Here is a 26,322-nt window from a genome sequence, read left to right on the forward strand (position 1 = left end):
CCGAGTCCGTCGAGTTCCCAGCAGGGCGGGCCCGAGCCGGCACCGGAGTAGTCTTCGACGACTCCGCCGCGCCGATCGGAGCGCAACGCCCGGGGCGGCCCTGTCTGCGCATCGCGCGGCCGCCCTCCCGGAGGATTGGCCGAGTGGTAAGGCAGCGGCTTGCTAAGCCGTCGTCGGGGCCGTAGACCCCGCGCGCGTTCGATCCGCGCATCCTCCGCAGAGGCAGCACCGCGTACCGAAACCTATACGGGTACCAGCACCCGTACGTACGGGTACCGGTACCCGTTCCCGTAGCAGCGCTCCTACGACTGGAGCAGCCGCTCCAGCACCACAGCGATGCCGTCGTCCTCGTTGGACGCGGTGATCTCCTGGGCCACGGCCCTCAGATCCGCGTGCGCATTGGCCATCGCCACACCCCGCTGCGCCCAGGCGAACATCGGGATGTCGTTCGGCATGTCGCCGAAGGCCAGCGTGTCCGCGGCCCTCACACCCAGCCGGCGCGCGGCCAGCGAGAGCCCGGTCGCCTTGCTCAGCCCCAACGGCAGGATCTCCACCACACCGGGACCGGCCATGACCACGTCCACCAGATTGCCCACGGCCGCACGCGCGGCCTTCGCGAGCGCGTCGTCGTCGAGCTCGGGATGCTGGATGTACACCTTGTTCAGGGGAGCCGACCACAACTCCGCCGGGTCCTGGGCGAAGACAGCCGGAAGCGGCCCTTCCTGCACGCGGTAGCCGGGGCCGACCAGCACTTCGCCGTCGAGCCCGTCACGGCTCGCGGCCAGCGCCAGCGGGCCGACCTCGGCCTCGACCTTGGACAGCGCGAGACCGGCGAGCTGCCGGTCCAGCGTCAGCGAGGTCAACAGCTTGCGCTCGCCCGCGTGGTAGACCTGCGCACCCTGGCCGCAGACCGCGAGCCCCTCGTAACCCAGGTCGTCCAGGATGTGCCGGGTCCACGGGACCGCACGGCCGGTGACGATGATGTGCGCGGCACCGGCCGCGGTGACCGCGGCCAGCGCCTCACGGGTGCGCTCGGAGACCGTGTCGTCGTCACGCAGCAGCGTGCCGTCCAGATCGGTCGCGACGAGCTTGTACGGGAAGGTCACTTGGCGACCGGCTCCAGAACCTCGCGCCCGCCCAGGTACGGCCGGAGCACCTCGGGCACCCGTACGGAGCCGTCGGCCAGCTGGTGGTTCTCCAGGATCGCCACGATCGTGCGCGGTACGGCGCACAGCGTGCCGTTCAGTGTGGCCAGCGGCTGGAGGACCTTCTTGCCGTCGCGGGTGTCGCGCATCCGCACGGACAGACGGCGCGCCTGGAAACCGTCGCAGTTCGACGCGGAGGTCAGCTCGCGGTACTTGCCCTGCGTCGGGATCCACGCCTCGCAGTCGAACTTCCGGGAGGCCGAGGCCCCCAGATCGCCGGTGGCGACATCGATCACCTGGAAGGGCAGCTCAAGAGCGGTGAGCCACTGCTTCTCCCAGTCCAGAAGCCTGCGGTGCTCGGCCTCGGCGTCCGCCGGGTCGACGTACGAGAACATCTCGACCTTGTCGAACTGGTGGACGCGGAAGATGCCCCGGGTGTCCTTGCCGTACGTACCGGCCTCGCGGCGGAAGCACGGTGAGAAGCCCGCGTACCGCAGCGGCAGCTTGTCGGCCTCGATGATCTCGTCCATGTGGTACGCGGCGAGCGGGACCTCGGAGGTGCCGACCAGGTAGTAGTCGTCCTTCTCCAGGTGATACACGTTCTCCGCGGCCTGGCCGAGGAAGCCGGTGCCCTCCATGGCGCGCGGGCGGACCAGCGCCGGCGTCAGCATCGGTACGAAACCGGCCTCGGTGGCCTGCGCGATCGCCGCGTTGACGAGGGCGAGCTCCAGCAGCGCGCCGATGCCCGTCAGGTAGTAGAAGCGCGAACCGGAGACCTTGGCGCCGCGCTCCATGTCGATGGCGCCGAGCTTCTCGCCGAGCTCCAGGTGATCCTTGGGCTCGAAGCCCTCGGCCCCGAAGTCACGGATCGTGCCGTGCGTCTCCAGGACGACGAAGTCCTCCTCGCCCCCGACCGGTACGTCCGCGTGGACGATGTTGCCGAGCTGGAGCAGCAGGCTCTTGGCCTCGGCGTCGGCCTCGTCCTGTGCCGCGTCGGCCGCCCTGACGTCGGCCTTCAGCTGCTCGGCCCTCTTGAGGAGCTCGGCGCGCTCCTCCGGCGAGGCCTTGGGGATGAGTTTGCCGAGCGATTTCTGCTCGGAGCGGAGTTCGTCGAAGCGGACGCCGGACGACCTGCGCCGCTCGTCGGCGGAGAGAAGGGCGTCGACGAGCGCGACGTCCTCTCCACGGGCGCGCTGGGAGGCGCGAACACGGTCGGGGTCCTCACGGAGCAGGCGAAGGTCAATCACCTCTCCAGGCTACCGGTGTGCGCTTCTCCAGCTCGAACCGATATCGCCAAGCGTGTCACTTTGTCCGAATTGCCTGAATTGGTAATGCTGGGGAGCGTTATGGAGCTGAAGCTGATCTCTGCTGTCAATAAAAAGTCCCTACTCCCCTAAATGGGGCAGAAGGTATCTATGATCTTGACGCATCGGCCTTGCCTGGAAGGGGAGTTGGCGATCACTTGTCCACAGGCGCGGGTACCTCGTGGAGTTATCCACAGGCTGTGAGGAAGATCTGTGGATGCCGGAAGAGATCATTCCGAAACTCGCGTAAGGGCTCATGGATTCTCCGTTCAAACCCGCTTCAGACGCTCGTTCGGGTGGGAATTAGCCCCCCTAAAGAGTTGATCAATAGAATTGGGGTGACACGGGGCAACCAGGGTGACCTGCCGACCTGTGGATGTATCTGGGCCGACTGGAGCGATATGTCGACCATGTCGTGTTGAGGTGTCGACTTGTCCCCAGGTCGAGAGCGGCCTCTGTGGATAACTCTGTGGATGATGAAAAGTGGTAGATAGTACCAACGGTTCAGGCGTACTGAAACCCGGCATATCGCCCAAGGAGGCACCGGGTTTCGATGCCAGCTGCCCCGCCCGGGGACTGTCAGCCCCGTACCGTTGCCGGCCTCGTACCGTTGTCGGTCCCGCCCCGGGGACCGTCAGCCCCGGCCGTCCAGATTCCGGGCCAGCCAGTCGGATGCCTCCGTGAACTCCGCGTCCGACGTGCCCACCCGCAGCGGTCGTACATCCTGCGGTGCCACTCCGGCCCGCGGGTACGACCCGAGGAACCGCACCTTCGGGGAGATCCGCTTCAGTCCCATCAGCGCCTCGCCGACCCGCCGGTCCGAGATGTGCCCCTCGGCGTCCACCGCGAAGCAGTAGTTCCCGATGCCCGCACCGGTCGGCCGCGACTGGATCAGCATCAGGTTCACCCCGCGCACCGCGAATTCCTGGAGCAGTTCGAGCAGCGCACCGGGGTGGTCCTCGCCCAGCCAGATGACCACCGACGTCTTGTCCGCGCCCGTCGGCGCCGCCGGCCGGGCCGGGCGGCCCACCAGCACGAAACGGGTCTGTGCGTTCACCGCGTCATGGATCTCGGTCACCAGCGGTTCGAGGCCGTACGTCGCCGCCGCGAACTCACCGGCGAAGGCGGCGTCGTACCGTCCCTCCTGCACCAGCCGGGCACCGTCGGCGTTGGAGGCCGCCGACTCCCACACGGCGTGCGGGAGATTCGCGGCCAGCCAGTTGCGCACCTGCGGCTGTGCGGCGGGGTGAGCGGTGACCGACTTGACGTCGGACAGCTTGGTGCCGGGCCGCACCAGCAGCGCGAAGGTGATGGAGAGCAGCACCTCGCGGTAGATCATCAGCGGTTCGCCGGTGGTCAGCTCATCGAGCGTCGCGGTGATGCCACCCTCGACGGAGTTCTCGATCGGTACGAGCGCTGCCGCGGCCTCCCCGCTGCGCACCGCGTCCAGGGCCACCGGTACGGAGACCATCGGGACGAGTTCGCGGGTGGCGGCTTCCGGGAGCGTACGGAGGGCGACCTCGGTGAAGGTGCCTTCGGGGCCGAGATAGGCGTAGCGCGTGGCGGACATACCGTCACCCTAATGCGCTCCGGTCTCTCAGGACTCCAGTAGCCGCTGACCCACGTACTCACCGTCCGCCGCACCGCCCGGCACCGCGAACAGGCCGCTGGCCTCGTGCCGGATGAACGACGAGAGGGCATCGCCCCGGTCCAGCTTGCGCTGCACCGGCACGAAGCCCCGCAGCGGATCCGCCTGCCAGCAGATGAACAGCAGCCCGGCGTCCGGGGCGCCGTCCGCCGAGATGCCGTCGTGGTACGAGAAGGGGCGCCGCAGCATGGCAGCGCCGCCGTTCTTGTCCGGGGAGGAGATCCTGGAGTGGGCGTTGTCCGGGATCAGGAGTTTGCCGTCGGGGCCAGCCTTGTCGAGGTCCATCTCGGTGGTCTCGGTGCCGCCGCTCAGCGGGGCGCCGTCCTTCTTGCGGCGCCCTATGACCTGCTCTTGCCGTTCCACGGAGAGCTTCTCCCAGTCGTCGAGCAGCATTCGGATCCGCCGTACGACCGCGTACGAACCGCCGGCCAGCCAGTCGTACCGCGCATCCGTTGCGGCGGGTACGAAGATGCGCCGGTCGAAGTCGCTCTCGGCGGGCTTCGGGTTGTTGGTGCCGTCGACCTGGCCCATCAGATTGCGGGCGGTCATCGGCTGCGCGGTGGCGCCGGGGCTGCGGTTGAAGCCGTTCATCTGCCAGCGGACCCTGGCCGCCGTGGCGGCCTCCTTCTGTACGGCGCGCAGCGCGTGGAAGGCGACGAGTGCGTCGTCGGCGCCGATCTGTACCCAGAGGTCACCGTTGGAGCGCTTGGCGTCGATGTGGTCGGAGGAGAACGGCGGCAGCGGGTCGAGTCCCGGTGGCCGGTGATCGACCAGGCCGGTGCGTTCGAAGAAGGTGCGGCCGAAGCCGAAGGTGAGGGTCAGCGAGGACGGTCCGGCATCCAGCGCGATCCCGGTGTCATGGGACGTGCCGTCCGCCGCGCCGCTGTCGGCGGGCTCGCCGGCCATCAGGCGCCGGGCCACGGCCGACCATCGGCGCAGCAGTGCGGCCGCTTCCCTGCGTCCCGCGCCGGGTGCCAGATCGAAGGCGACGAGGTGGCCGCGGGCCTGAAGCGGAGTGGTGATCCCCGGTTGATGTTTCCCGTGAAACATCACCTGGGTGGAGCCGACCGCGGTCAGCGCGGTCGGCTCGTCGGGCCGGGTCGTGGCATAGCCGGTCGCGCCGCCCGCCGCGCCGAGCACCAGCCCGGTCGCACCGGCCGCGCCCGCGGTGCCGAGCAGCCGCCGCCGGGAGAGGGCGCCGTTGACGGGGGCTCTGTCGTCCCCGCTGCCTTCGGAGGTCTTCCTGCCGCCGCTTCGATTGGCGCTGATGCTGCGGCTCATGTCGCTGCTTCGCTTCGCGCTGCTGTTTCCGGTCACGTTGCTGTTTCCGCTCACGATCCTGCTCAGCCGATCTTCACGTTCTTGTCGATGGTCGTCTGATCGATGTCCGACGTGCGTACGGTCACCGCGACCTTCCAGTTGCCCGCCATCGGGATCTGGACGCCGCTCGCGGTCCAGTGGCCCTCGGTGAGCCGGACAGGGACGACGGGGAGCGGGCCGATGTCCTTGGATTCGAGGGTGAAGGCGAGCTTCAGCTCGGGGACGTCCATGGCCTTGCCGTCGATGTCGTCGATCCAGATGTGGAGTTCGTTGGCGCCGGTACGGGCGGGGTCGATGTCCATCCGCACGGTTCCCTCGCCGTTCTTGCCGCCCGTGTCGAAGGGCAGCGTCAGATTGACCGGGCCCGCGGGTGCGGGGGCTGCTGTCGCCGTCGAGGTGCGCGCGGCTTCTTCGGTCCGGCCGGGCTCGGTCGAGGTGAGGACGGTCGTCACGGCCAGCAGTGCCACGGCGACCCCGACTTCCGCCAGTACCGAACGGCGGAGTCCGGACCGGTCGGGGTCGGCGTCGCGGATGCGCTTCTTCTCGGCGGTGGCGACGGCGGCCCTCTGCCGGGCGAGCTGGGCGGCCCGCGCGGGGTCCTCGGACACGGATGCCTGTGTGGCGCCGTCGGCCTCGGTCTCAACCGCAGTCCTGACCTCGGCCTCTTCGGCCTCTTCGGCTTCGGCCCCTGCTCCCGCCCCCGTCGTGCCGACTCCGCCCGTGGCCAGCTGTGCGGTCCAGCGGCGTGAGATGGAGGCGATGCCGACGAGCACGGCGACGAGTCCCACCTTCACGAGCAGCAGTTGCCCGTACCCGGTGCCGGTGAGCGCGGACCAGGTGCCGACCTGGCGCCAGGACTGGTAGATCCCGGTGGCGGTGAGGACGAGCACGCTGCCGAACGCGATACGGGAGAAGCGTCGTACGGCGGTGGCTCCGATGTCCGGCGTTCGGTACAGCGCGACCAGCAGTGCTGTCAGCCCGCCCAGCCAGGCGGCGACGGCCAGCAGGTGGAGCACGTCGACCGGCATGGCGATGCCCGGCTGGATTCCGGTCGAGGCGTGTTCGGCGAGTGCCCAGGTCCCGGCGATCCCGGCGGCGATCACCGTGCCGCCGATGGCCAGTCCGAAGGTGAGGTCCTTCTTCTCGCGTTCGTCCTCGCGCTTCGCGTACGCCCCGAACAGGACCGCGATGAAGAGCGCGGATGCGCCGAGCAGCAGCAGCCGGGACACGAGCGCCGCCCCAGGCTTGGTGTCGAGCACGGCTTTCAGGCCGTCGAGGTCGAAGGCGTCCGCGAGCTTTCCGGAGCCGGTGTACGGGTTGCGCAGGAGCAGCATGGCCAGGGTGGCCGCGGTGAGGGTCATCCAGCTGCGTACGACCAGGCGTTGCAGTGGTTGTGCGCCCGCCCCGCGCTGCCAGCAGGCCAGTACGAAGGCGGCGCCGCCGGCGAGCAGGACGAAGCCGGCGTACGCGGCGTAGCGCGCGATGCCGTAGAGGGTGCCGACGAGGCCGCCGCCGGCCTCGTCCGCCGGGAGGGCGACGGTGGTCTTGGAGGGGGCTCCGATGGAGAAGGTGAAGGCGCCCGAGACGGGGTGGCTGTCCGCGGAGACGGCCTGCCAGGCGACGGTGTACGTACCGTCGGGCAGTCCGGTGTGTAGGGAGACGCCGTACTTCACGGTGGAGCCGCTCTGCAGATCGCGTGGTGCGGCGGCGGTGTCGGCGCGTTTGCCGCTGGGGTCCAGGACCCTGATGGAGCCGTCGCCCATGGCGACCTGTTCGGAGAAGGTGAGCGTGATCTCCTTGGGTGCGGTGTTGACCACCGCCCCGTCCTGCGGATCGCTCCCGGTGAGTGCGGCATGCGCGGACGCGGTTCCCGCGCCGCCCAGCAGCAGGCCGAACACCATGCCGATGAGGGCGGCGAGGAGTGCGGCCGCGGCGAGTGGCCGGCGTGGTGCGGGAGTGGACGGGGACGGTCCGAAGTGCGGGGCGGTGGCTGTCATGGTGAGTCAGTCCCTCACTGCTTCTTCGGGTTGTGGGTGGTCTCCTTCACGGGAAGGTCGACCTTTATCGGGTCGGCCTTCTCGAAGTGCAGTTCCACGGACACGTTCTCGCCCTGCTTGGGCTGCTGCTTGAGCTTCATGAACATGATGTGGTTGCCCCCGCGTTCCAGATCCAGCTCGCCGCCCGCGGGTACTTCGAAGGACGTCACCATGCGCATCGTCTGGTTCTTCGTCTCGTGGATCGTGACGTCGTCCGAGAGGGGGCTGGTGACCGAGGTGAGCCGGTCGGATGTGCCGCCGCTGTTCTTGACGACGAGGAATCCGGCGGCCATGTCGCTGACGGGCTGCGGCATGAACGCGCCGGTCACCTTCAGCTCGGGCCCGCTGTCCGAGGACGAGCACCCCGCCAGCGTCAGCCCGGTGGTGAGGGCGACGACGCCGGCGAGGACGGTGCGGCGGTTCACGGAGTCTCCCCCTGGAGGATCTTGGGGAGGTCCTTCTCGTAGTCGTCGGGCGAGGTGTCCTCGCTGTAGACGAGGTAGCCCTTGTCGGTCTTCGGGGAGAACGCGATGACCTGGGAGCCGTGCATCGAGACGACGGTGCCGTCCTTCTCCTTCTTCGGGGCGTCTATGCCGATGCCGATCTGGCGTGCGCCCGCCTGGATGGTCGGGAAGTCGCCGGTGAGGCCGATGAAGGAGGCGTCCTGGGCCTTGAGCCAGCTGCCCAGTGAGGCCGGAGTGTCCCGCTCGGGGTCGGTGGTGACGAAGACGACCTGGAGCTTTTCCCGGTCGGCCTCGGGGAGCGACTTCTTGGCGATGGCGATGTTGCTCATGATGAGCGGGCAGACGTCGGGGCAGTTGGTGTAGCCGAAGTAGATCAGCGTCGGCTTGCCCTTGGTCTGCTCACGGAGGTCGTACTTCTTGCCGTGGGTGTCGGTGAGGACGAGGTCGGGCTTGGTGAACGGCTGGTCCAGTACGGTCGCGGCCTTGGTCTTGGTCTGGACCGACACATCGGCGACGGGCTTCTTGGCGCCGTCGTCGCTGCTGCCGCAGGCGGACAGGGTGAGTGCGGCCGCGGCGACGAACGCCGCGGCCAGCACAGTCTTCTTAACCATGGAGCACTGATTCCTGGTGGGTCGGTTTACTGGTGGGTCGATGTGACCGATGGGGCTGTCGGTCAGGCGGTGCGACGGCGGCCCGCGAGGACGCCGAAGGCCACGCCCGCAATGCCGATGACGATGCCGACGATGCCGAGGACGCGGGCCGTGGTGTCGCTGGAGGACTCGTCCGCCGCGGCGGCCGTCGTCTGCTCGTCGGCCTCCTTGGCGGTGGTGTCGTGGCCGCTCTTGTCGTCGGCGGCCGCGCCGTGCTCACCGGTGGTCGCCGCGGTCAGCTTGAGGACCGGTGCCGGGCTCTCGGGCTCGGCGGCACCTTCCTTCTGTTCCTCGATCCAGCGGACGACCTCCTTGTTGTCGTACGTCTGGATGGCCTTGAACACCAACTGGTCGGCGTCCTCGGGGAGCTGGCCGATGGAGAGCGGGAACTGCTGGAAGCGACCGGGCTCGATCTTGCTGCCGTCCGCGGTCCAGGTGACCTTGGAGACGGCCTCGTTGATCGTCTTGCCGTGCATCTCCAGCGGCTTGGCCAGCTTGCTCTTGGTGACCACGATGTCCCAGCCGGGCACGGCCTGCGGCATGACGGAGGCCAGCGGGTGGTCGGTGGGGAAGTTGACCTCGACCTTGGTCGTCGAGGCGTCGTCGCGCTCGTTGGGGACCTTGAAGTTGACGGTGGCGTAACCGCCCTTGGCGGCCTCGCCCTGCGGCTGCACGCTGACGTGCGCGGAGGCGGTACCGGCGAGGATCAGCACGGTGGACGCGGCGATGCCGCCGGCAAGGGCGATGCGGGAAACGTTCATGACAGGGATCACTCCACAGAAGCACGAGGAAAGGTGGCCCGGCGCGCGGGTGCGCGGCGGCATCGCGACACCTCTTCCCCACGCGCGGCGTGCGTACGTACGCCGGATCGCCCGGCACCGAGTGGTGCGTGCGTCGAGCGGAGGGTGTCGCGTCAGGCTGCGAGTGCGTATACGGGTGGCGGCCCGCGCCTGATCACCATGTGCTGCAACGGGTCCCCGGTGGCGGGTGCCGGTGCGTCGACTGCGGTACGGGGGACACGCGGCCCGGTCGTCGGCCCCCCGGGAAGCCCCGCGCGCAGGGCGTCGACGAGCGCGAGCGCGGCGCGCAGCGCGCGCAGCCGGGCCCCGGCCGCGATCTGCTGGGCGCCGTGCGCGGACAGCCGGGCGAGGCGGAACAGGGCGATCTCGCCGCGCCGCAGCAGCCAGCCGGTGGCCACGGCGGCCAGCAGGTGGCCGAGCAGCATGGGCAGGCTGGGCAGCAGAGAGGCGAGAGAGGCCGGGTCCGGGCCGGATGCGGTGGCCATGTGCTGGTGGCCGCCCGCCGCCACGGATGCCGGGTCGATGCCCGCGGCGGTCACGATGCGGTGTGCTTCGGCGGCGTTCAACTGCGCGGGCCCCATGCCGCACACGAGGCTCGCCGCGAACCGGATCAGTGGGTCGTCGCCCGTCACCGTCTCCGGTGAGGAGGTGTGCGTGCCCACGCCGAAGAGGGTGTGCAGGGCGACCTGTCCGCCGGCCAGTGCGGCGGTGATGGACGGCAGTGAACGCTCGCGTCCGGCGAGCGGTGCCGCCACCGCGAAGACCCCCAGGAATCCGGCGAGCAGGGTCCACCAGGGGACGGCCGCGCAGGAGGCCAGGGAGTGACCTGCCGCGGACAACGCGACACAGACCGCGGTGAACACCGCGGCCCTCAGGAGCCGTAGACCGGCTCCGGCGCGTGCGACAGGCATAGACATGGCGGGGCCATCATCGCACCGCCTCCCGGGCCTCCGTACGGCAGGTCCGGAAGGTCACCTTCCGTCCGATTGGATGCGGGCCGGGGCCGCTGTGGCCGGTTTTGGACACGGGTCGGGGACATCGGCCGGTCTGGCATACACGGGTGTACGGAGTGCTGGTATCCGCCGAATGAGCGGTCTCACATCCGGACTGTGCTTACGAGGGGTCCCGCGCGGCAATACGTATCGGTATGTCGAGCCGCAGCCAGGAGGCTGGAGCATGAGCATGTGGTGGTCACTCCATTTGCGGCGCGAGGCTGCGAGCGTTCCGCTCGCCCGTCGTTTCCTGCTGGGCGCGATGGAGACCGCGGGCGTGGATCCGGAGATCTCCTTCGACCTCTCGGTCGCGCTCACCGAGGCCTGTGCCAACGCAGTTGAGCACGGCGGTGACCACCGTGCCGAGGGAGAACAGAGCGCCGGCCGAGATCCGTGGGACGCGTGGGACGAGCGGCCCGGGACGGCCTGCGGGCGGTACCGGGTGACCGCTTATCTGGACGGCGAGAAGTGCCGTATCGAAGTGGCCGATTCGGGGCCCGGATTCCCCGCCCGGCGCGCGCCGCACGCGTCCGCACAGCAGCACGACCCCCAGCAGCACCCGCCGCTCGGCGCGGAGGACGGCCGGGGTCTCTGTCTGATCGAGCAGCTCGCCGATCATGTCCACTTCGGCAACCGTCCCGGCCGTGGTGCGGTGGTGAGCTTCGACAAGGTCCTGAAATGGCGCAAGGGCGCCCTGCTCATGGTGTCCTGAGCGGGGCGCCCTTGCGGACCTTCCGGTCCTTACGGTCTTTCGTGGATCAGCCCTTGAGCTGTGCCATCCACGCCTCGACCTCGTCGGCCCGGCGCGGCAGCTTGTCGGAGAGGTTCCGGTTGCCGTCCTCGGTGACGAGGATGTCGTCCTCGATCCGGACGCCGATGCCCCGGTACTCCTCGGGGACGGTCAGGTCGTCGGTCTGGAAGTACAGACCGGGCTCGACCGTGAGGCAGACGCCGGGCTCCAGCGTCCCGTCGACGTACGTCTCGGTGCGCGCGGCGGCGCAGTCGTGGACGTCCATGCCGAACATGTGGCCGGTGCCGTGCAGCGTCCAGCGGCGCTGGAGGCCCAGCTCCAGGACCTTGTCCACGGCCAGGTCGCCCAGCAGACCCCACTCGACGAGCTTCTCGGCGAGCACGCGCTGCGCGGCGTCGTGGAAGGCACGGTAGTCGGCACCGGGCTTGACGGCCGCGATGCCCGCCTCCTGCGCCTCGTACACGGCGTCGTAGATCTTCCGCTGCAGCGGCGTGAACGTGCCGTTGATCGGCAGGGTGCGCGTCACGTCAGCGGTGTAGAGGTCATTGGTCTCGACACCGGCGTCGAGCAGGAGCAGCTCGCCGGAACGCACCGGGCCGTCGTTGCGCACCCAGTGCAGGGTGGTGGCGTGCGGGCCGGCCGCGCAGATGGAGCCGTAGCCGATGTCGTTGCCCTCGATGCGGGCGCGCAGGAAGAAGGTGCCCTCGATGTAGCGCTCGCTCGTCGCCTCGGCCTTGTCGAGGACCTTGACGACGTCCTCGAAGCCGCGTGCGGTGGCGTCGCAGGCCTTCTGCAGTTCGGCGATCTCGAAGGCGTCCTTGACCAGGCGGGCCTCGGAGAGGTAGACGCGCAGTTCCTCGTCGCGCTCCCCGGTGACCTTGTCGGTCAGCGCGACCTCGATGCCGCCGTCGTGGCCGCGGACGTTGCGGACCGGGCCGGTGGCCTCGGCCAGCGCGGCCGGGAGCTTGCGCACGTCCTTCGCCGGGATGCCCAGCAGCTGCTCGGCCTCGGCGAGGGAGTGGCGGCGGCCGACCCACAGCTCGCCCTGGCCGTCGAGCCAGAACTCGCCGTTCTCGCGGTCGGAGCGCGGCAGCAGGTGAATGGTCGCCTCGTGCCCGTCCTCGGTCGGCTCCAGTACGAGGACGCCGTCCTGGGTCTGGTCGCCGGTGAGGTACGCGTACTCGGTCGAGGCGCGGAAGGCGTACTCGGTGTCATTGGAGCGGGTCTTCAGGTTGCCCGCGGGGATGACGAGGCGCTCACCGGGGAAACGCGCGGAGAGCGCGGCGCGGCGGGCGGCGGTGTGTTCGGCCTGGGCGATCGGTTCGAGGCCGTGCAGTTCCGTATCGGCCCAGCCGGACTTCATGTTCGCGGCGAGTTCATCGGAGACGCCCGGGTACAGGCTGTTCTTCCGCTGCTTGACCGGCTCTGCCTCTGCTTCTTCGGTCTCCGGGTTCTCCGGGGTGAGCTCCTCAGCCACGATTTGTCTCTCCTTGATACGACACTGGACCCCGTCCATCGTACGGGCGTACGGAAGGGGGCACAGGGCCGGAAGGCCTGTTACACGGCCTGGCCGTGGCGGGACGCACCGCGTGGCCGGGGCGGGGCCGGGCAGCTCACCGGAAGGCTCAGTCGAAGCGCGCGGCCAGAATGACCACGTCCTCCGTGCCGTTGCCCTGGTCGAGGCCGTCCGGCAGGACGGTGCGCAGCACATGGTCGGCCACGGACCCGGCGTCGCCGCGCAGCGCCTTCGGTACGCATGCCGCGGCCGAGTGGAGCCGTGCGAAAGCCCGGTCCATCGAGTCGCCGGTGCGGCGCAGCAGCCCGTCGGTGTAGAGGAGCACGGTTTCGCCGGGCGCGGGGGTGATCTCCACGCTGGGCGCCTCCCAGCAGGCGAGCATGCCCAGGGGTGCGGAGAGCGAGGTCTCGACGAACTCGGTGCGCCGGTCGCCGATCACGAGCGGCGGGGTGTGTCCGGCTCCGGCCAGCAGGATCTTGCGGGGGGCGGGCTCGCAGTAGGCGAACAGGGCGGTCGCGGAACGGGCGGGCTCGGTCAGTCGCAGCAGCAGTTCCAGGTCGGAGAGGACGGCGACCGGATCCTCGCCCTCCATCACCGCGTACGCGCGCAGTCCGGCACGCAGCCGGCCCATGGCGGCCAGGGCGGTCGGTCCTGAGCCGTTCACCGAGCCCACGGCGAGACCGAGCGCGCCTTCCGGAAGAGCGAGCGCGTCGTACCAGTCGCCGCCGCCCTGCGGTGCCGTGCGATGGCGTGCGGCCAGCTGTACGCCGTTGGCCCGGGGCAGCCGGGTGGGCAGCAGTTCCTCCGTGACGGTGGCGACGTCGGCCCTGGCCCGTTCCAGCTCCAGCAGCCTGGCCAGATGCTCGCCGGCGTGTGCCGCGTAGAGGCCGACGAGATGGCGTCGGCGTTCCACCGGTTCGGCGGGTTCGTCGTACAGCCAGACGGCCGCACCGAGCCTGCCGGTCGCCTCGGCGGTGAGCGGCAGGGCGTAGCTGGCGGCGTATCCGAGGCGGGCGGCGACCTCGCGGCGGCGGGGGTCCAGGCTGGTGTCGCCGAGCAGGTCGGGGGTGGTCTGCGCGCCTTCGGCGCCCGGTAGTCCTTCCAGGATCCGGCCGTAGGAGGTGGCGCTGCGCGGCACCGTCTCAAGGTGTCCGAGTTCGGCGTGGGCGAGGCCGAGGCCGATGGTGCTTTCGGGGCCGCGGCGGTCGGACGGTTCGAAGACGATCATGCCGCGGCGGGCGCCGACCAGGGCGGCTCCGGCGTCCAGCAGTTCGTGCAGCGCGTCGTCGAGCGTGCTGGTTCTGGCCAGTCGCTCGGTGAGTTCGTGCAGCGTGGTGAGGTCGGAGACCCAGGCGGCCAGCCGGTCCTGGATGAACGACCCGGGGGCGGCCGGTGCCTCGGACAGAGAACCGGCAGTGTGCGTTGAAACAGGAACCATGGGATCGATTCCAGCCACTTTCGGCAGGTGCGGGGCGCTCATGGCAGTCGGCTTTCCCGCCGGTGCGTTTCGACGAATAGCATCGCAAACCCCCATGTCATTCTGCGCCGCTATCAGTGCATCCACATGTACACGTAGCATCCACATGTACACGCACAAGTAAGGCCATGTCCAGCATTGTCCCCACGGGATTTGTGGTGTCCGAGCGACTGTCAAGTTGGCCAAAAAATGCACCCTGTGGCAGCTATTTGCGGTCGACTGGGTGTGCTCGACAGGGGGTGTTCTCGGGGTGAAGTCCCAGAGGGAGCGTCATTTCGGGCATGCTGGGTACGTAATCGATGATGACCAGGGGCAGTTCTGACCGCCCCGGAACCCGGCAGCGGGCCCGGACGTCCTTTCCTGTGACGGCCACGCCCCCACCCCCGAGTGGCGGGGTTTGCACCTTGGGGCGGCAGGCGCGATACGTGCGCTGCTCCTCGCCATGCTTGTGTCCGGACCCGTCTCGCTCCTGCTCGACCCGGCTCAGCGCATGCTCGGTACCGACGACCCACCCGTACCGCAGGTTTGAAGAGCATGTACGCACAGTGAAGTGATGAACGCGCGGCGTGATGCGCGCGTGGTGTGATGTGGACCCTCGGCGTTCAACGGAAAGGAACGAGCGCTCATGCGCGAGATCCTCGGAAGGCGACGCAGGCTCCGGCTCCGGCGCAGGGTGAGGCCCGTCCAGCTGGACGGGGCCCTGACCTGTGCCGCCGCATGGCAGTGGCCCGTGCTCCCCGGAGTGGGACTGGAGGCGGCCGGTGGTCGCGGTGACGGTGGCCGTGGCTGTGCCTGTCCCGATCCCGAGTGCGCCGTACCCGGTGCACACCCCTTCGACCCCGGTCTCCTCGCGGCGACCACCGACGAGCGCATGGTGCGCTGGTGGTGGACCAACCGGCCCACCGCCCCGATCGTGCTCGCCACCGGCGGCCGCGCCCCGTGCGCGCTGAGCCTGCCGGTCATGGCCGGTGCCCGGGCGCTGGCCGAGCTGGACCGGATGGGCACGCGACTCGGCCCCGTGGTGGCGACGCCGACCCGGTGGTCGCTGCTCGTCGCCCCGTACACCCTCGAACGGCTCGGTGAGCTGTTGCACGCCAAGGACTGGGTGCCCAGTTCGCTGCGCTTCCACGGCGAGGGCGGCTATCTCGTCCTTCCGCCGTCCGAGGTGGGGGCGGGGCAGGTGCGCTGGGAACGGGCTCCCGCACCCGGCACCCTGCTGGGCTCGAACGGCAGAGCTGTCGTTCCCGCAGCCGCCGCGCCGTGGCTGCCGGATGTGGGGACGGTGCTCGACGCCCTGGTCGAGGCGAGCAACGGCGCACCGGACGGCGGCAGTCGGCTCGCCTACTGACAGCTGCGAATCCATGGTCGGCTCGGCTCACTCATTCGGGCGTGAGCCGACCCGAGTTCCCGGAGTAAAAGGGCGGGGCGGCGCCGGGGTGTTCAAATTCCGTTGATATCCCCGGCGGACCGTCAGGAATTCGGGCGAAGCCGACAGCTGTTTCCCACCACACCTCCGGTTCAGCTGCCGGTCCTGGCCCCATGCCGGGCCTTGCAAAGTCCGCTGCAGCAAAGCGAGTCGGCGGAGAGTCGGCCGAGGGCTTTCTGAAGGATTCTTTCCGGCATCCAACTGCTGCGCGGGACCGACCGCTCCGGCAGGGTCTGCGGTGCGTCAGGTGGAGTGGCGCCGCCGTGGATTGACGAGCCGTCGTCAAGAGGCGGGGCTCCGTGGGCCGGGTCGGCGGGCGTGTCCGTGGGCCGCGTCCGTACCGGCGAGGGGGCGTGCGCGGGCTCGTGCGCCGCGTTGCGCGCTGTGCGCTGTACCCGGAAATGAGGATGCCCGATCGCTGGCGACGGGGGATGCACCAGCGACCGGGCTTCTAGAACGGTAACAAGAGATCTGCCGTTCGCAAATTCGATCTCGCTTATTCGGACAGTGATTTACCTGTGAGTACGGCGAGTTGTGATGCGCATCACCGAACGGACCCGGCAGTCGTCACTGTCAGCTGAGGGTCACCTGGCGGTTGGTGAGCCCGCCACGGGCCCGCCGCTCCTCGGCGGTGAGGGGCGCGTCCGAGGCGAGCGCCGCCGTCAGCCGCTCCGCGAGCTCGGCCGCGGGCTTCTCGCACTCCGCTGCCCCCATCGCGCTCGGCAGATCCCAGACCGGGACCACCAGCCCGTGCGCCCGGAAGGAGCCGACCAGCCGCGTCCCCTCGCCCAGCGAGGAGGTGCCGGCGGCGTGCAGCCGGGCGAGCGCGTCGAGAAGCTGCTCCTCGGGGTACGGCATGACCCAGCGCAGATGGTTCTTCTCCGGGGTCTCGCACCAGTACGCGGCGTCCACACCGGAGAGCAGCGTCGTCGAGATCGCCGCCTCGTTCGCGCGCTCCAGAGAAGCCGACACCTCGGGCGTGGCGTTCTCCGCGTCCGGCACCCAGAACTCGAAGCCGGAGTGGACCACGGGCTCGAACGTCGCGTCGGGGTCGAGCACATCCTGCAGCCGCGGACCGTCGGCCGGTGCGCGCCGGGCCGCCACGGGCGAACCGGGCTCGGCGGCCAGCGCCCGCTCCAGGGTGTCCGCGAGGTCACGGCTGAGGTCACCGGACGGGGTGTCGTTCTGCAGGGCGAGCAGCACCGAACCGTCGTCGCGGCGGAGCGCCGGCCAGGCCATCGGCAGGACGGTCGCGAGCGTCACGGAGGGCACGCCCTCGGGCAGCCCGCCCTTCAGCGTCAGCTCGACCGTGGCCGCGGGCACCAGCTCGCGCAGGGCGACCCAGTCGCACTCGCCGGCCAGGCCCTCGAAGGGGCGCTGGACGAGCTCGGTCACCGCCTGGACGGCGGCGCGGCCGTGACACGCCTTGTAGCGGCGGCCCGAACCGCACGGGCAGGGCTCGCGAGCCCCGACCACCGGGATCTCGCCGTCCTTGAGCTGCTGCTTCCCGGCCTTGGTCTGAGGGCGCTTCTTGGCCATGGTGGGCTTTCTCCCGATTGTGACAGTGCGGTCTGGGCCGCGAGCCTAGCCGCCCGTGTCGCGTCCGGGACACATCCGCCCGCGCGCTCGCCTGTCCGCCGGTATGTGTGCCTGTACGCGTACCGGTACGGGCGCTCGCACCGCAGCCGCCACCGTGGCCGGGCGTATCCGTGCGGGAAGGTCAGCCCACGTCGTCGAAGGCATCCGCGAAGTCCAGCCCGTCGAGTCCCGGCACGCTTGATGCGCCCGGCATGCCTGATGCGCCCGGAGCTCCGGGTACCCGCCTGTGCCCCTCGCTGACGAGGACCCAGACGGTGACCTCGCCGGACGAGCTGTCGCGTACGCCCCACTCCTCGGCGAGCGCGCTGATGATGTTGAGCCCGCGGCCGCCGCGCGCAGTCACCGACGGTGTGGCCGGAATCGGTCGGGTCGGACCGCCTCCGTCCGTCACTTCGACGGTCAGTCCGCCCGTTCTGTCCACGCGCCATGCGGCGCGGATGTCGCCATCACCCACATCTGTGTGCCGCCCCAGCGGCCTGCCGTGCCGACAGGCATTGCTGAGCAGTTCGGAAAGGATCAATACAGCATCGTCGACGACCGAATCCGGCACCCCGTAGCTGCGCAGTTGCTCGCGCATCCGGTGCCGCGCCTGACCCACGCCCGCAGGGCCATGGGGTACGGCCATGCTCGACGACGTGGGCACTTCCTGTGCCACCACCAACGCCACCCCCGAGACCTCCTTTGCCCCACGCCACGGAGTGGATGCCCTCCCGGACTGGACCGGAAACCGGCCAATCGCCTGCCAGTGACGCACTCGTAACGATTGAATACGGTTCGAATGCGCCGGTGTACTCCGTGTAACTGATGTTAAGAGCGTCCCAGTTGTGACAGAACCTGCTTCGGGCGGTTCGTGATGATTGCCTCGACGCCCAGTTCGATGCAGAGCTCGACGTCCTCGGGCTCGTTGACCGTCCAGACGTGTGCGCGGTGGCCGGCGCGGTGCAGTCGCTCGATGTAACCGGGGTGACTGCGTACGATCCGCATCCCCGGACCGGCGATCCGCGCCCCGGCCGGCAGCCGCCCGTCACGCAGGCGCGGTGAGACGAACTGCATCAGATAGACGGTGGGCAGCGTGGGGGACGCGGCCTGGATGCGGTGTAGGGAGCGCGCCGAGAAGCTCATGATCCGTACCGGTGAGGGGCCGACGGCCGGCGGGATGTCGAGCTCGAAGCGCTTCAGCAGATGCAGCAGCCGCTCCTCCACCTGGCCCGCCCAGCGGGTGGGGTGCTTGGTCTCGATGGCCAGCTGGAGCGGGCGCCCGGCGGCCCGTGTCTCGGCGACCAGTTCGAGCAGCCGTTCAAGAGTGAGTACGGAGGTGAGTTCTCCCGGCGCCGGATCCCAGTCCGGGGACTCCGACTCCTCGCGGTCCTTCCATGAGCCGAAGTCGAGGGCGGCGAGCTCGGCGAGCTCCAGCGCGGAGACGGCGCCGCGGCCGTTGGAGGTGCGGTTCACCCGGCGGTCGTGTACGCAGACGAGGTGGCCGTCGGCGGTGAGCCGTACATCGCACTCCAGGGCGTCGGCGCCGTCCTCGATCGCCTTCCGGTAGGCGGCCAGGGTGTGCTCGGGGGCGTCGTCGGACGAGCCCCGGTGGGCGATGACCTGGATGGAATGGTGCGTGGATTGCTGTCGTGCATGGGTCACTGCGTCATGGTGTCACCGAGAGGCCGCCGCCGCGTACCGCTTGAGCCGCGGGTGACCGCACCTTGCGCCGCGCTTGCGCGGTACTTGCGCCCTACTTGTGCCGTGGTTGTGCGCGCCTTGCGCCGGGGGCCCGTTTTGCCGGATGTAAAGATTGGTGTGCAGATGCACAGGTCCTGCTTACAGTGGCCTGACGTGTCTTGGGAAAAGCTGTCCAGGGACACGTACACAGCGGATCTCTTGCCGAAATTGATGTGGAACCGAGGAGTAAAGAGCTGTGAGCACAGAGAACGAGGGCAACGAGGGCACTGCGGCCGAGGCCGTTCCGTCCGTTCCGTCCGCACCTCCCGTGCCGGCCGACGCTCCTCAGGGGTCACCGGGGAGCACGCCGGCCCCCGCGCAGGCGCCGGAACCGGCCACAGCACAGCAGCCGTTCCCCCCGACGGGCGAACCGGTCACCGCGACCACCCCCATGGCTTCCGTCCCGGGCACTCCTCCCCCGGGCCTTCAGTCGGCCGCCGACGTCAACTGGCCCCCGCCCCCTCCCGCCGTCCCCGCGTACGCGCACCACGGCGCGGACGGCGGCGGCGCCGGTCCGGTCTGGGGCGCCCCGGCGCAGCTCCACCCCCCCGAAGGCCCGCGCAAGCGGGGCATGGGCGGTCTGGTGGCCGCGGTGGCGGCGGCTGCGCTGATCGCGGGCGGCATCGGCGGTGCGCTCGGCTACTGGGCGGCCGACCGCAGCGACGGCTCGACCACGGTCTCGGCGTCGGTCAGCCCGCAGGACCTCAAGCGCGATCCCGGCACGGTCGCGGGCGTGGCGGCGAAGGCGCTGCCGAGCGTGGTCACCATCGACGCGCAGGGTGGTGACGGCGAGGGCGGTACGGGCACCGGCTTCGTGTACGACAAGGAAGGCCACATCCTCACGAACAACCACGTGGTGGCCTCCGCGGCGGACAGCGGCCAGCTCACGGCGACGTTCTCCAACGGCAAGAAGTACGACGCCGAGGTGGTCGGCCGGGCGCAGGGCTACGACGTCGCCGTGCTGAAGCTGAAGAACCCGCCGGCGGGGCTCGCCCCGCTGGCCCTCGGCAACTCCGACCAGGTCGCGGTCGGCGATTCGACGATCGCGATCGGCGCGCCGTTCGGCCTGTCCAACACGGTGACGACGGGCATCATCAGCGCCAAGAACCGCCCGGTCGCCTCCGGCGACGGTTCCGGCGGCAGCAACTCGTACATGAGCGCCCTGCAGACCGACGCCTCGATCAACCCGGGCAACTCCGGCGGCCCGCTGCTCGATGCGCGCGGCGCGGTCATCGGCATCAACTCGGCCATCCAGTCGACCGGCAGCAGCATCGGCCAGACCCAGGCGGGCTCCATCGGCCTCGGCTTCGCCATCCCGATCAACCAGGCGACGAACGTCGCCCAGCAGCTGATCAAGACCGGTCAGCCGGTGTACCCGGTGATCGGCGCCACGGTCACGATGGACGAGCGCACCGGCGGCGCGGCCATCTCCGACCAGGGCGCGGGCGGCACGACAGCCGTGGCGAAGGACGGCCCCGCGGACCGGGCCGGCCTCAAGGCGGGCGATGTCATCACGAAGTTCAACGACACCGTGGTCGACAGCGGCCCGACCCTGATCGGCGAGATCTGGACCCACAAGCCCGGCGACCGGGTGACCCTGACGTACAAGCGCGACGGCAAGACGGCGACGGCCGAACTGACCCTGGGCGAGCGCAAGGGCGACAGCTGACCGGCCAGGCCATCCTCGCGCCACCCCCGGTCCGAGGGCCGAGGACGCGGGGCGGATGAGTGGGGCTGCGGATTGCTTCCGCAGCCCCACTCGTGCGTCACACGCCGTGCCGGAATGTCACGCGGCGCCGGATGGACCGGGCGGGGGAGTCGGCGGGCCCGGACGACGCCCTTGGGTCTCGGCTGTCGTCCTCCACACGCGAAGTTCCGGCGAGGCAGGTCTCGCACGTCCTTCATCAACGCGTCGAATCGGTTCGGGGCTCTGAGTGATTGCCTGGAGGTCCTGGATAAGGAGTTCAGTCAGCGACTCGTCGAGCTTCTCGCCCACGCCCTCGGATCCCCACCGGACGACGAGTTGCGCGGCTCGGTCCAGTCCCTCTTCCGTCGCTTGTGGGAAGGCCAGGGCCAGCGAGGCCCGAGCGATTTCAACTGCGCTGCGTGTGCGCATGGGCTGACCCTCCAGCGTCGTATCGGTGAGGTCGGGGTGGTTTCAGCTCCGACGTGCTGCGCAGACGACGCACTGTCCCGCTGTCGCGGCTACGCGCAGATGGATGTTGTTCATGTCCTGCGCCTGACGTAGGCACTCGTTTCTCCCCAACTCGGCGTACTCGGCAGTGCACATGGTGTCGCGAACCAGGACTTCCCAGTGATCCTGAGCGAGTAGCCAGTGATTTCTGTGGGCGCGGCGGACGAAGTTGTCAAGGAAGGTGTGGGCTTCGGGTGCCTTGTTGAAGTACGCACCCAGGTAGGCGATTTGGGATGGTGGCCGAAGTATCTCCCCCAGCCTGCGCCTTCGGAAGAGGCCACTCGTCGAGAGTTGTTTCACGCTCTGAATACGGGTGGCGATGACATGTCCGGCGATACCACCGATGATCGCGGGGACGAGCAGCCAGCCAATGAGCGAGGCGATCCACAGGAGGACGTGGTTCGGGGGGTCGATAAGCGTGAACGTCTTGTAGACGTCGCTGTAGCTCTTACTGCGTGCGGCGTAGAAATAGAGAACACCCAAGAGGATCGCCAGGGGAATCCCCCAGTCGATGAACCACTGCGTAACGCCGGAGAGTGCCTTGCGCGAGCGGAACAGGCGCCGCAGCCGGACGCCGAGTGGCTGTGGCGGCGGTGGGGTCAGGTCATACGGTATGGGCAGATGGCTGATGCTCAACTAGGAGAGTCCCTCCCACTTCGACGCTACTCTCGCCACGAATCTATTCATGCCGGGCGGCGGGCACACAGCGCAATACGGAAATGATCTCGGGCCGGTCGATGTGGTTCCTGCGGCAACTCTGTGCAGAGGCGCCACGGCCCGCCGGGCTGCGGCTGGCTGGCCGGCCGGTGACCCGTCGCCGAGGGCGGGCAGAAGGAGAGGCAGACGCGCGTGCGGAGCATGGACGCCGGGGACCGTCGGGTCGGGGGTGCGGGCAATGTGGACAAGCTCCTGCCAGGCCAGGCCAGGCCAGGCCAGGCCAGGCCCTGCTCGGCGTCCGTCGACGGACGCGGATCCGTGTCACCGAACCCGGAGAAAGAAGCGCTGAACGGTGTGGGGCAGGGCAGAATCCCGGGCTGTGATGATCAGCGCGCGCGAACTCAACCGGGCGACCCTCAGCCGCCAACTGCTGCTGGAACGTGAGCCACTGACCGTCCTCGACGGGGTGCGGCGCGTGGTCGCGCTCCAGGCGCAGCACCCGGCCTCGCCGTACCTCGCCCTGTGGAACCGGCTCACCGGTTTCGCTCCGGCCGAGCTCGATGCCGCCTTCACCGGTCGATCGGTGGTCAAGGCGACCCTGATGCGGATCACCCTGCACGCCGTGCACGCCGAGGACTACCCGGTCTTCCGCGCGGCGATGCAGCCCACGCTGTACGCCTCCCGGCTCGGCTCCCGCTTCGCGTCCGCCGGGCTGACCCCCGCGGATGCGGACGAGCTGGTGCCGGAGCTGCTGGCCTTTGCCCGTCGGCCGAGGACCTCGGCAGAGATGCAGGCGTGGGCCGAGGAGCGGCTCAGCGCCGAGAAGAAGGACGCGGCGTGGTGGGGGCTGAAGGCGTACGCGCCGTTGCACCATGCCCCTACGGATGCGCCGTGGTCATTCGGCCTCCGGCCGTCCTTCGTCGCGGCCGGGTACGGGCCCGTTCCCGCGGACCGGGCGGTGGAGCCCCAGGCGCTTCGGGCCCTGATCCTGCGCTATCTGGCGGGGTTCGGGCCCGCATCGGTCGCGGACGTCGCGCAGTTCGCCATGGTGCAGCGGGCACCCGTCCGCGCGGCGCTCCGCGCCCTGGACGGCGCCGTCGAGCAGCTCCGGGGGCCGGACGGCGGCACGCTGTTCGACCTCCCGGGCGCCTCCCGGCCGCCTGCCGAAACCCCGGCCCCTCCCCGGCTCATGGCCATGTGGGACAGCATTCTGCTGGCCTACGCGGACCGCAGCCGGGTGATACCCCCGGCCTACCGCCCCCTGGTGATCCGGCGCAACGGCGACGTACTGCCCACCCTGCTGGTGGACGGTCATGTAGCCGGTGTGTGGCGCCCGGCGGACGGCGGCATCGAGGCCACGGCCTTCCACCCCCTGCCACCCGCCACTTGGGACGGCCTCGCCGCAGAAGCCCGATCCCTGACGGCCCTACTCGGCGACCGCGAGGCGGCGGTCTACAGCCGTTACCACCACTGGTGGGCAAAACTTCCCGAGGCCGAGGTACGGATGCTGTAACCAGAGACTGAATCGCTCGGACTTCGACGACACACGCTCAAGGGTCGCTGTTTACAGGACAACGGGGGTCGAGCTTCACGGCTCAGCCACGGTCGGCAGCCAAGGCCGTGGCCATTCTGTGGCGATGATGAAGTGGGCGGGCTGCGCATCACCATGTGCCCAGCCCTTCGCCTGGAGTTCGGCCGGCGCCTCGACGCAGCTCGACGCCACGGTGGTGTGCGGTGCGATGGACGAGTCTCGCGCACAGCAGGGCTGCCACAGCCTGTACAGGTCCGGCCCTTCATGCCGCGGCTGGAGGTTCCAGGTTCCGTGCCCCCACTCGCCGTAGGTGATCTCCTCGGCGCCGAGGCGAAGCAGAACGGCAGCCGCGCGCGCGGGCGCGGGCGCGGGCGCAGTTCAGGGCTGGGCAGGCCAGTCGGCCGTGGCCTCGATCGGATAGCCGGGCTTCACGGCGTAGTGACCCGATGGCTCTCCACCTCCCAGACCGTGGAGCTCCGACGGTTGATGACCAGGTGCAGGGCCGTGGGCATGAGCGCGTCGAGCACCACGATCGGCAGTTCAGGGGTTGTGCCGGAGCGAGCCGCCTCGAATCAATGGGAGAAAGTCGTAACTCGCACGAGGGCCCCACGGGGTTCGCTGTCTGAGACCGGAGCAGCCGAGGCGGCAGGCATTGACAGTTGTTCCCCCCGGCTTCGGCCTGTCGCTCGATGCGAGTTCCGAAATCAACCGATGAGTTCCGCAGGCTGGGCTGGTCTACCCCGGCGTACACCATCGAACCTCGGACTGGAGACTCACCATGACCACTTCCGCACACGCCGGTCGCATGCTGTTCGTGAACATCCCCGTGGCGGACATCGAGCGCAGCAAGGCGTTCTTCGCGCGGCTCGGGTTCAGCTACAACCCGATGTTCACCGACGAGACCGCCGCCTGCATGCTGGTCGGCGAGCAAGCCTCCGTCATGCTGCTCAGCCACGACACGTTCGCGCAGTTCGCGAAGCTGCCGATGGCCGATCCCGCCACGCACACGCTGGCGCTCTACTGCTTCAGCGTGTCAGCCCGCGATGAGGTTGACACGGTTGCTGAGGCTGCGCTCGCCGCGGGCGGCTCCGAGGCGGACGGTCCCGAGGACCACGGCTTCATGTACTCACGCAGCTTCTTCGACCTCGACGGCCACGGCTGGCAGGTCATGTGGATGGATCCGTCGAGCACCTCGGACAGCTCGACTTCCCGCACGCCGGCGAGAACGTGATCCTGCCCGGACCACCGGGCACCGGCAAGACCCACCTCGCTGTCGCGCTCGGGATCCGCGCCTGCCTCGCCGGGCAGCGCACGCTGTTCGCGACCGCCACCCTAATCACCTACGGCCACGAGCTCCGTTCGACGCTACGCGCCTTCGCTCCGCTCGCAGCCGTCCATCACGCCAGGGTGGTCCACTTTTCAACCGGGTTTGACAGCCCTGACGGCAACGACGGCACACAGACGTGCATGATGGCTAACCTGGACGACCGAAGTTAGAGGGCGTCAGCATCTCACTCGGCGTCCTGCCCGATCCTACGGATGAGAAAGTCGCAGGGTCCTCTCTGCGCTCTTACTCCACGGGTCACGGGAGGGCGCGGGCACAGGGCCCAGCGGGCCTTTCTCTCTGGGGATGCCGACAATGCCGGCACAGCCCTGGGGCCGCGGTCCGGGTGCTGATGATCGGCGCAGCGGGCATGGGGCGCGGAACAGGGCCAGTGGACCCTGTGTGGACCACGGCCGCTGCGAAACGCCTGGAGCCGGTACGCTGTACCCGCTCCGTCCCAGGTGGGCCGGGGCGTAGGTGGGTTGCCCGAGCGGCCTAAGGGAACGGTCTTGAAAACCTCGATCGCTTCCGGCTCGATTTTCCGGGCAAGATCACACAGTCTTGGCAGCTGAGAAAGCTGCATGTGAGAGGGGCTGCCGAAGTATTCGGCAGCCCCTCTCACACGCCTGGCTGTCTCAGCGTGTCCCACTGGATCTCAGTGCGAGCCAGCTTGTGTGGCCAACCTGCGGCCAAGTTTTGAATCCCGCTTCGCTATCCGAGCCTCGCGCCAAGCTGCCCGGATCTATGCTCACGCACATGAGTAGCGACGAGGGTAAGACACCAAAGTTCTCTGCTGAGATGGCCGTCCATGCCACAACCACCCTCGTAGCTGGGGCTGTTGGGATAGGCCATCCTGAAGCGGGCCTCTTGCTGGCGATGGCCAAGGACTTCACTGACCCCGTTCTTGAGGGCTTCGTCGAGAAGCTCAAGATCCAATATGAAGAGCGGGCTCGGACTGCTCTCGCGTTCGCTGCGAACGAGGCGGGCCTGACGGCCAGCGGATTCATGTTGAGTATCGATAGCGACCACCGGAAGATGACTCTTACGGCTCAAACTATTCAGGCAGCGACCCAAACGCCGTTGGAGCAGAAGATCATCGCCCTCGGGCGCAGCCTGGGGCGTGGAGTAAGAGACGAGACGTTGGTTGACGCCGAAATGCTGCGGATTCGGGGACTCGCGGGAATTGAGACGTGGGAAGTGCAGCTCATGGAGGTCCTAAGCGCGGGGCCGCCGGTCCCTCAGAGCAGCAGGATTGAAGACCAACGGCTTCCCGGCTGGACCAGATCAGACATTCTTAGCGTGCGTTCTGGGTTCGCGGCGGCTGTGGACGCATCGGTCGCACGTTTGACACGTGAGGGCATGGCGAGAGATGCCTCCATCGGAGGGTTTGGTGGCGGCGAGCCGAGGTGGATCCTCACCGAGTTCGGGCAGGAATGTCTTTGCCTGCTGAGGACGGTACCCTCTCCTGCCTGACCGCTCCTGGTCGCAAGGGGCGGCGGACTGTTCTCCGATGAAGCGTCAGGTTGTGAAAATGCGAAGGCATCCAGGGCAAGTCCGTGACGGCAGCTGAGGTGTAGTCGGGTTGACGTACCCGATCCAACACCCACATCCACCACAGATGTACTCGCCACGGGCACCGGTCCTAGCTGCGAGGAATGCCAAGCGCCCCTGCAATGTTGAGTGATCCGGCACGATATCGACGGCGTGGCAGATAGCCGTCTCCGGTTCAAACTGAAAGCCCGGCGATACCTCGGCAGCAACGTCCGCCA

The 26,322-nt window shown here is 69.1% G+C and carries 21 protein-coding genes, 1 tRNA gene and 2 pseudogenes; 8 read left to right on the forward strand and 16 right to left on the reverse strand.

Annotated features, from left to right (window positions below; all coding sequences use genetic code 11):
- The first annotated feature begins 129 nt into the window (after positions 1–129).
- Positions 130–217, forward strand: a tRNA-Ser gene (locus OG507_RS20525).
- A gap of 85 nt (positions 218–302) precedes the next feature.
- Here the strand turns inward: OG507_RS20525 and OG507_RS20530 are convergent.
- The 9 genes from OG507_RS20530 to OG507_RS20570 all read right to left on the reverse strand — a co-directional run bounded on the left by OG507_RS20530 (position 303) and on the right by OG507_RS20570 (position 10,284).
- Entirely contained in the window at positions 303–1,106 is an 804-nt protein-coding gene (locus OG507_RS20530) for an HAD family hydrolase (RefSeq protein ID WP_327368656.1), read from the reverse strand.
- Entirely contained in the window at positions 1,103–2,392 is a 1,290-nt protein-coding gene (gene serS / locus OG507_RS20535) for a serine--tRNA ligase (RefSeq protein WP_327368657.1), read from the reverse strand. The genes OG507_RS20530 and serS overlap by 4 nt, the downstream gene beginning before the upstream one ends.
- 691 nt (positions 2,393–3,083) lie before the next feature.
- A complete protein-coding gene (gene pheA, locus OG507_RS20540) occupies positions 3,084–4,019 on the reverse strand; it encodes a prephenate dehydratase (protein WP_327368658.1) in 936 nt (311 codons plus the stop codon).
- Between the two features lie 27 nt (positions 4,020–4,046).
- Positions 4,047–5,378, reverse strand: coding sequence for an iron uptake transporter deferrochelatase/peroxidase subunit (gene efeB / locus OG507_RS20545; RefSeq protein WP_327368659.1), 1,332 nt, complete (start codon positions 5,376–5,378; stop codon positions 4,047–4,049).
- 62 nt (positions 5,379–5,440) lie between these two features.
- Positions 5,441–7,414, reverse strand: coding sequence for a copper resistance CopC/CopD family protein (locus tag OG507_RS20550; RefSeq protein WP_327368660.1), 1,974 nt, complete (start codon positions 7,412–7,414; stop codon positions 5,441–5,443).
- A gap of 14 nt (positions 7,415–7,428) precedes the next feature.
- Positions 7,429–7,878, reverse strand: a complete 450-nt coding sequence (locus OG507_RS20555) for a copper chaperone PCu(A)C (protein ID WP_327368661.1) — start codon at positions 7,876–7,878, stop codon at positions 7,429–7,431.
- On the reverse strand, positions 7,875–8,528 hold the full coding sequence (locus tag OG507_RS20560) for an SCO family protein (RefSeq protein ID WP_327368662.1): 654 nt from the start codon (positions 8,526–8,528) through the stop codon (positions 7,875–7,877). The genes OG507_RS20555 and OG507_RS20560 overlap by 4 nt, the downstream gene beginning before the upstream one ends.
- Positions 8,529–8,590: 62 nt before the next feature.
- Positions 8,591–9,328: a YcnI family copper-binding membrane protein gene (locus OG507_RS20565; RefSeq protein ID WP_327368663.1), complete on the reverse strand. Its 738-nt coding sequence runs from the start codon at positions 9,326–9,328 to the stop codon at positions 8,591–8,593.
- A 152-nt stretch (positions 9,329–9,480) separates the two neighbouring features.
- The gene (locus tag OG507_RS20570; RefSeq protein WP_327368664.1) at positions 9,481–10,284 is read right to left on the reverse strand and encodes a hypothetical protein; all 804 of its coding nucleotides are present in this window, start codon (positions 10,282–10,284) and stop codon (positions 9,481–9,483) included.
- Between the two features lie 259 nt (positions 10,285–10,543).
- Between OG507_RS20570 and OG507_RS20575 the strand changes: the two genes are divergently transcribed.
- Positions 10,544–11,071 (forward strand): ATP-binding protein, encoded by a 528-nt coding sequence (locus OG507_RS20575; RefSeq protein WP_327368665.1) that lies wholly within the window; start codon positions 10,544–10,546, stop codon positions 11,069–11,071.
- 46 nt (positions 11,072–11,117) lie between these two features.
- Here the strand turns inward: OG507_RS20575 and OG507_RS20580 are convergent, their stop codons facing one another.
- A complete protein-coding gene (locus OG507_RS20580) occupies positions 11,118–12,587 on the reverse strand; it encodes an aminopeptidase P family protein (protein ID WP_327368666.1) in 1,470 nt (489 codons plus the stop codon).
- A gap of 148 nt (positions 12,588–12,735) precedes the next feature.
- Positions 12,736–14,064, reverse strand: coding sequence for a PP2C family protein-serine/threonine phosphatase (locus OG507_RS20585; RefSeq protein ID WP_442811000.1), 1,329 nt, complete (start codon positions 14,062–14,064; stop codon positions 12,736–12,738).
- A 664-nt stretch (positions 14,065–14,728) separates the two neighbouring features.
- Between OG507_RS20585 and OG507_RS20590 the strand changes: the two genes are divergently transcribed.
- The gene (locus tag OG507_RS20590) at positions 14,729–15,451 is read left to right on the forward strand and encodes a bifunctional DNA primase/polymerase (protein ID WP_327368668.1); all 723 of its coding nucleotides are present in this window, start codon (positions 14,729–14,731) and stop codon (positions 15,449–15,451) included.
- A gap of 651 nt (positions 15,452–16,102) precedes the next feature.
- Here OG507_RS20590 and OG507_RS20595 read toward each other — a convergent pair.
- From OG507_RS20595 to OG507_RS20605, 3 genes are all read right to left on the reverse strand, one after another.
- Positions 16,103–17,068, reverse strand: coding sequence for a DUF5926 family protein (locus tag OG507_RS20595; RefSeq protein WP_327368669.1), 966 nt, complete (start codon positions 17,066–17,068; stop codon positions 16,103–16,105).
- A 181-nt stretch (positions 17,069–17,249) separates the two neighbouring features.
- A complete protein-coding gene (locus OG507_RS20600) occupies positions 17,250–17,882 on the reverse strand; it encodes an ATP-binding protein (RefSeq protein WP_327368670.1) in 633 nt (210 codons plus the stop codon).
- 53 nt (positions 17,883–17,935) lie between these two features.
- Positions 17,936–18,769 carry a glycerophosphodiester phosphodiesterase gene (locus OG507_RS20605; protein ID WP_327368671.1) on the reverse strand — a complete coding sequence of 278 codons (834 nt, stop codon included), beginning with the start codon at positions 18,767–18,769 and terminating at the stop codon, positions 17,936–17,938.
- Between the two features lie 274 nt (positions 18,770–19,043).
- Between OG507_RS20605 and OG507_RS20610 the strand changes: the two genes are divergently transcribed.
- Entirely contained in the window at positions 19,044–20,516 is a 1,473-nt protein-coding gene (locus OG507_RS20610) for a S1C family serine protease (protein WP_327368672.1), read from the forward strand.
- A 489-nt stretch (positions 20,517–21,005) separates the two neighbouring features.
- Here the strand turns inward: OG507_RS20610 and OG507_RS20615 are convergent, their stop codons facing one another.
- Positions 21,006–21,677, reverse strand: coding sequence for a DUF6313 family protein (locus tag OG507_RS20615; RefSeq protein ID WP_327368673.1), 672 nt, complete (start codon positions 21,675–21,677; stop codon positions 21,006–21,008).
- A 403-nt stretch (positions 21,678–22,080) separates the two neighbouring features.
- Here OG507_RS20615 and OG507_RS20620 point away from each other — a divergent pair, with 403 nt between their 5' ends.
- Positions 22,081–23,211 (forward strand): winged helix DNA-binding domain-containing protein, encoded by a 1,131-nt coding sequence (locus tag OG507_RS20620; protein WP_442811107.1) that lies wholly within the window; start codon positions 22,081–22,083, stop codon positions 23,209–23,211.
- 114 nt (positions 23,212–23,325) lie between these two features.
- On the opposite strand, the pseudogene OG507_RS20625 reads toward OG507_RS20620, so the two are convergent.
- Positions 23,326–23,741, reverse strand: a pseudogene (locus OG507_RS20625) (protein kinase); the annotation flags it as partial.
- 293 nt (positions 23,742–24,034) lie between these two features.
- On the opposite strand from OG507_RS20625, the gene OG507_RS20630 reads away from it, so the two are divergent.
- The 3 genes and pseudogenes from OG507_RS20630 (at position 24,035) to OG507_RS20640 (ending at position 26,026) form a co-directional block, all read left to right on the forward strand.
- Entirely contained in the window at positions 24,035–24,460 is a 426-nt protein-coding gene (locus OG507_RS20630; protein ID WP_327368675.1) for a VOC family protein, read from the forward strand.
- Positions 24,412–24,549, forward strand: a pseudogene (locus tag OG507_RS20635) (ATP-binding protein); the annotation flags it as partial. The gene OG507_RS20630 and the pseudogene OG507_RS20635, both read left to right, overlap by 49 nt.
- Positions 24,550–25,309: 760 nt before the next feature.
- Positions 25,310–26,026 (forward strand): hypothetical protein, encoded by a 717-nt coding sequence (locus OG507_RS20640; protein ID WP_327368676.1) that lies wholly within the window; start codon positions 25,310–25,312, stop codon positions 26,024–26,026.
- Positions 26,027–26,322: the final 296 nt, after the last annotated feature.

The organism is Streptomyces sp. NBC_01217, assembly GCF_035994185.1.
GTDB lineage: Bacteria > Actinomycetota > Actinomycetes > Streptomycetales > Streptomycetaceae > Streptomyces.

Excerpts from the sequence above, each read along its gene's own strand:
- pheA (WP_327368658.1), bottom strand. The coding sequence starts at position 4,019 with ATGTCCGCCACGCGCTACGCCTATCTCGGCCCCGAAGGCACCTTCACC.
- efeB (WP_327368659.1), bottom strand. The coding sequence starts at position 5,378 with ATGAGCCGCAGCATCAGCGCCAATCGAAGCGGCGGCAGGAAGACCTCC.
- OG507_RS20550 (WP_327368660.1), bottom strand. The coding sequence starts at position 7,414 with ATGACAGCCACCGCCCCGCACTTCGGACCGTCCCCGTCCACTCCCGCA.
- OG507_RS20560 (WP_327368662.1), bottom strand. The coding sequence starts at position 8,528 with ATGGTTAAGAAGACTGTGCTGGCCGCGGCGTTCGTCGCCGCGGCCGCA.
- OG507_RS20565 (WP_327368663.1), bottom strand. The coding sequence starts at position 9,328 with ATGAACGTTTCCCGCATCGCCCTTGCCGGCGGCATCGCCGCGTCCACC.
- OG507_RS20570 (WP_327368664.1), bottom strand. The coding sequence starts at position 10,284 with ATGTCTATGCCTGTCGCACGCGCCGGAGCCGGTCTACGGCTCCTGAGG.
- OG507_RS20575 (WP_327368665.1), top strand. The coding sequence starts at position 10,544 with ATGAGCATGTGGTGGTCACTCCATTTGCGGCGCGAGGCTGCGAGCGTT.
- OG507_RS20585 (WP_442811000.1), bottom strand. The coding sequence starts at position 14,064 with ATGGTTCCTGTTTCAACGCACACTGCCGGTTCTCTGTCCGAGGCACCG.
- OG507_RS20590 (WP_327368668.1), top strand. The coding sequence starts at position 14,729 with ATGCGCGAGATCCTCGGAAGGCGACGCAGGCTCCGGCTCCGGCGCAGG.
- OG507_RS20595 (WP_327368669.1), bottom strand. The coding sequence starts at position 17,068 with ATGGCCAAGAAGCGCCCTCAGACCAAGGCCGGGAAGCAGCAGCTCAAG.
- OG507_RS20620 (WP_442811107.1), top strand. The coding sequence starts at position 22,081 with ATGATCAGCGCGCGCGAACTCAACCGGGCGACCCTCAGCCGCCAACTG.
- OG507_RS20630 (WP_327368675.1), top strand. The coding sequence starts at position 24,035 with ATGCTGTTCGTGAACATCCCCGTGGCGGACATCGAGCGCAGCAAGGCG.
- OG507_RS20640 (WP_327368676.1), top strand. The coding sequence starts at position 25,310 with ATGAGTAGCGACGAGGGTAAGACACCAAAGTTCTCTGCTGAGATGGCC.